At 68.0% G+C, this 5125-nt stretch carries 3 protein-coding genes; all 3 read right to left on the bottom strand.

All coding sequences use genetic code 11. The features are described 5' to 3' along the window. Positions 1–1396, bottom strand: a 1396-nt coding sequence (locus tag FL311_RS41035) for a family 2B encapsulin nanocompartment shell protein (RefSeq protein ID WP_141333066.1), incomplete at its 3' end; no start/stop codon positions are given. Between the two features lie 22 nt (positions 1397–1418). Then, entirely contained in the window at positions 1419–2816 is a 1398-nt protein-coding gene (locus tag FL311_RS41030; protein WP_141333065.1) for a family 2B encapsulin nanocompartment shell protein, read from the bottom strand. 56 nt (positions 2817–2872) lie between these two features. After that, positions 2873–5125, bottom strand: a 2253-nt coding sequence (locus FL311_RS41025) for a family 2 encapsulin nanocompartment cargo protein terpene cyclase (RefSeq protein ID WP_228557420.1), incomplete at its 5' end; no start/stop codon positions are given.

Raw genomic sequence — 5125 nt, 5'->3', positions numbered from 1 at the left:
CGCCGAGCGCCACGTTCTCCAGCACGCCCAGCGCGTCGGGGACGAGCACGGCGGCGGAGTAGTAGGTGCTCACCAGGTACTGGGTGAGGGCCTGGTCGTTGATGGCCATGCGCTTGACGGTGAGGCTCGCCTCCACCTCGTCGGGGATGCCCGCGTTGTGCAGGCCCACCACGCCCTGGTCCTCCTGGCCGGTGCGCATGGCGATGATGGACGTCGTGTTCTCCCGGCTGATGGGCAGCTTGTCGCACGGGAGGATGGGCACCCCGCGCCACGCCTGGAACTTCGCCCCGCCCACGTCCACCACCGTCGGGTACAGGCCGCGCCGGGTGCACTCCCGGCCGAACGCCGCGATGGCCCGCGGGTGCGCCAGGAAGTAGCGCGTCTTGCGACGGCGCGTCACCAGCTCGTCCATGTCGTCCGGCGTCGGCGGCCCCGAGCGCGTGTTGAGGCGCTGCTTGAGGTCGGCGTTGTGCAGCAGGCCGAACTCCGGGTTGTTGATGAGCTCCCACTCCTTGCGCTCCTTCAGCGCCTCGATGGTCAGCCGCAGCTGCTCCTGCGTCTGGTTCATCGGGTCGTTGAAGATGTCCGACACGCGGGTGTGCACGCGAAGGATGGTCTGCGCCACGCTCAGCTCGTACTCGCGCGGCTTGAGCTCGTAGTCCACGAAGCCGCCCTGCAGCACGGGCTCGCCGTGGTGGCCGGCCGACATCGGGATGGCCGCCTGGCCCGCCTTGTCCTGGGGCTTCTTGAGCTTCGCCTTGTAGCGCTCCACGTGCGCCTTGAGCGCCGGGGACTGGACGATGAGCGCCTCGAACACGTCCTGCGGCAGCGCCATCACCGTGCAGGCCGTGAGCGCCTTGACGGTGAAGGGCCACACGTCGTTGGACTCCACCACGGCCTGGTCGCCGAAGTGGTCGCCGTCCGCCAGCGTGTCCAGCACCAGCGGGTCGCCGTACTTGCCCTTGGAGAGCTTCTGCGCCTTGCCGTGCGCGATGAGGAACACCTGGTGCGCGGACGTGCCCGCCTCGACGATGACGTCCCCGGCCTTGTACTGCTGCTGGGTGAAGCGGCCCGCCAGCGTGCGGATGAGCAGGTCATCCGCGTCCTGGAAGCCCCGCATCAGCGGCAGCTTCAGCAGCTCCTGCGGAATCACCTCCACCTTGACGCCGATGTTGCTGAAGTTCAGCCGGTCGTCACCCGCCGCATACGTCAGCCGCCGGTTGACGCGGTACGTGCCGCCCGACACCTGCACCCACGGCAGGATGCTCAAGAGGTAGCGGGGCGAAATGCCCTGCATCACCGGCTGCGTCTTCGTCGTCGTCGCCAGCTGCCGCGCGCCGGCCGTGCTCAGGCTGGTGCCCTCGTGGGCCGCCAGCTCTCTGTCTGGATTCGCCATGACGTGGTCTCCCGTTGGCTGACTACGAGCGGCCCAGCTCCACGCTCTCCAGGATGCCCAGCGCGTCCGGCGTCAGCACCGCCGCCGAGAAGTACGCCGTCACCAGGTAGTTCATGATGGCCTTCTCGTTGATGCCCATGAAGCGCACGTTGAGGCTGGGCTCGATTTCGTCGGGGATTCCCGCCTGGTGCAGGCCCACCACGCCCTGGTTCTTCTCCCCCGCTCGCATCAGCATGATGGAGGTGGTGCGCGCCTCGGAGATGGGCAGCTTGTTGCACGAGACAATCGGCACGCCGCGCCACGCGGGCACGTGGTTGCCGTTCATCTCCACGCTGGTGGGGTAGATGCCCCGCTTGTTGCACTCCTGGCCGAAGGCGGCGATGGCGCGCGGGTGCGCCAGGAAGAACGACGGCTCCTTCCACACCGTCGCGAGCAGCTCGTCCATGTCGTCCGGCGTCGGCGCGCCCGAGCGGGTGTGGATGCGCTGCTTGAGGTCCGCGTTGTGCAGGAGGCCGAACTCGCGGTTGTTGATGAGCTCGTGCTCCTTGCGCTCCTTGAGCGCCTCCACCGTCAGGCGCAGCTGCTGCTGCGTCTGGTTCATCGGGTCATTGAAGAGGTCCGCCACGCGGGTGTGAATCTGGAGCACCGTCTGCGCGACGGACAGCTCGTACTCGCGGGGGCTCGTCTCGTAGTCCACGAAGGTGCCGGGGAGCACCGGCTCGCCGTGGTGGCCCGCCGCCAGCTCAATCGCCTTCTGGCCCGAGTGGTCCTGCTTCTTCTTGGAGCGCGCCTTGAAGTTCTCGAGGTGCTTCTGCAGCGACGGCACCTGCGCCACCACCGTCTCGAAGGCGGACTGCTGGAGCACCAGCGCAATCACGGGTGTCACCGCCTTGGCCGTGAACTGCCAGTAGTCCTGCGACTCCAGCAGCGCCTGGTAGCTGTAGTGGTCTCCGTCCGCCAGCGTCTCCAGCACCACCGGCTCCCCGTACTTGCCGGTGCCGATGCGGTTCACCTTGCCGTGCGCGATGAGGACGATGGAGTCGGCCTCCTTGCCCGCCTCGGTGATGACCTCGCCCGCCTTGTACTCCTTCTGCTCGAAGCGGTTGGCCAGCGCGGTGAGCGCGTCCACGTCCTCATACCCTCGCAAGAGCGGCAGCTCGCCCAGCTCCTGCGGAATCACCGCCACCTTGGCGCCCGTGCTGGTGAAGGTGACGCGGCCGTCGCCCACCGCGTACGTCATGCGGCGGTTGACGCGGTACGTGCCGCCGGACACCTGCACCCACGGCAGCAGCTTGAGCAGCCACCGCGAGGAGATGCCCTGCATCTGCGGCTCGGACTTGGTCGTCGTCGCCAGCTGCCGCGCCGCCTGCGTGCCCAGGCTCTGGTTGTTGTCGTCGAACTTCTTCGAATCATTGGACATGGGTCACCCTTCTTCGGATTGAAGACTTGGATTCACTGCGGAATGTGTCGGCCCGCTCAGGGCCGGGTGGCGCGAAGCAGCTCGGCGAGGCGCATCGCCGACGTGCCCAGCGGGGCGGGCTTGCCCGTGTGGAGCTTCGGCGCCGCGTCGTGGATGAGCTCCACCTCGGTGTAGCGCGTCACGCCCGCGTGCCACCGGGGGATGCCCGCCATCCACTGCTGCAACTGCTCCACGTACTTGCGCAGCTTTGCTTGCGCCTTCTCGTCCAGCTCGAAGGTGCGGATGACGGCGGGCAGCTCCTTGGCCACCAGGTGCTCGAACTGCTTCATGCGCGCGGTCATCATCTCGTTGACCACCTGCACCGCCGCGTCCTTGTCCACGCCCAGGAACTTCTGGACGACGAGCACGCAGTTGTTCAGCTCGCCCTCGAACTGGATTTCCTTCTGGTAGGAGTACAGGTCGTTGACGAAGCACGCGTAGTCCGCGGCGGAGTTCTCCAGCGCCCGCAGCGTGCGGGTATTGAAGACGTCCTCCGGCACCGAGTCCCCGTGGGACAGGCGCGCCAGCGACATGGTGAGGTCCGAGCCGAACGTCTTGCGGCGCATCTCCACGTAGTCCACCGGGTCCGGCACGCGGTTGAGCAGCTGGTTGTTCAGCTCCCACACCCAGCTGTCCGTCATGTCCTGGATGGCCTTGCGGAAGAGCTTTCGGCCGCGCGGCGTCAGCGGGCCCGCCGTGCGCTTCCACAGGTCCGCCAGGCTCAGCTCCACCGGGTTGAGGGGCACCGCGGCGCTGGCCGTCTCCACGTCGTCCGGCATGAACTGCCCCAGCCGCGCGGTGAAGGCCTTGGCGCCCGCCATGTCCCGGGTGTGCGCGTAGAGCATGGGGAAGTAGTCGTCCGCGTACGTCCCCCACACCAGCCAGCACGCCGTCAGCTCCAGCTGCTCGGGCGTCGCGTCCGGGTGGATGAGCGCGCCGCAGAGGGCCACGTCCGCCGCGTCGAACTTGTGGTCGTCCCAGACGTAGAAGCCCACGCCGGGCACCACCTCCAGCAGGCCCATCTTCCGCGCCCAGGCCTTGGAGGCCCTCCGCGCGTGGTCCAGGTGGGGACTGAGGTACGTGCTGTACGGCATGTAGAACTTCGGCAGCGTCGTGGGGCCCACGTGCTGGCGCGGCGTGTGGCTCAGCGAGCGGGCGCGAGGCCCCATCCCCAGCGCGCCCGCCGTCAGCGGCAGCCGGAGCGCGGAGGTGCCCAGGCCCGAGGGCACCGGAATGGACAGCGCCGGGCGCTCCTCGGCGTGCTGGTTCATGTAGCGGTTGGAGCGCAGGTGCCACTCGTGGCCGCCGGACTGCCAGTCCTGGAGCCCCCGCAGGTACGTGAGCACCTGCGCCTGCTCCACCGGGTTGAGCCCGTACTCCGCGAAGAGCCACGGCAGCTCCGTGGCGAACGTCGTCTCGAACTGCTGCAGCCGCGACGTCAGCAAGTCGTTGACCAGGTCCGCGGCGCGCTGCGTGTCGCAGTCGAGGAACTTCTCCACCACCAGCACGCCGTTGGAGAGCTCGCCCTCCTCCAGGATTTCACGCTCGTAGGAGAACAAGTCGTTGCGCAGGTGCACCGCGTCGGAGAACGTGTCCTTGAAGACGCGCATCGGCCGGCTCTTCACCACCCGGTCCGGAATCTCCGCCGCGACGGCCACCTCCACCAAATCCGAGGACCAGGGCGCGCCGCCCACCTTGCGGCGCATCTCGATGTACTCGATGGGGTTGGAGACGCGCGCCTCGCTGATGTTCTCGATTTCCCACATCGACTCATCGAGCAGGTGCTTGGTGTTCTCGAAGAAGCGGCGGCGCCAGTCCATGGACATGGCGGGCACCGTGCGCTGCCACAAGTCCCACAGGCCGCGCTCCACCGGGTTGGCGGGCTCCGGCGGCGTCTGGCTCATGTCCAGCGGCATGAACAGCGGCAGCCGGTCCAGGTAGGCCTGGCCGCCCTTCACGTCGCGCGAATACTTGAAGACCTCCAGGAAGTGGTCGTCGAAGTAGAAGACCCAGACGTACCAGTCCGTGACCAGGTCCAGCACCGGCCCCGGCGCCTCGGGGTGCGTGTACGCGCAGAGCAGCGCGTAGTCCATGCCGTCGAAGCGGCGCTCGGACCAGACCTCCCGGTCCGTCCCGTCCCTCGGCGGCCCCAGGATGCCCATCTGGTAGGACCACGCCTTGGTGTGCACACGGGCGGCTTCCAGGTTCGGGTTCAGCCGCGCCGGCCACGGCACGTAGAACTCAGGCAGCTGGAATGGTTGCTTCTGACG

Origin of the sequence: Myxococcus sp. AB025B (assembly GCF_006518215.1) — a bacterium.
In the GTDB taxonomy this organism is placed as follows: domain Bacteria; phylum Myxococcota; class Myxococcia; order Myxococcales; family Myxococcaceae; genus Myxococcus; species Myxococcus fulvus.
Note: the sequence above shows the minus strand (reverse complement) of the source record. Positions and strands in the feature narration are given on the sequence as shown.

Coding starts and splice junctions, on each gene's coding strand:
- FL311_RS41030 (WP_141333065.1), bottom strand. CDS start 2,816: ATGTCCAATGATTCGAAGAAGTTCGACGACAACAACCAGAGCCTGGGC.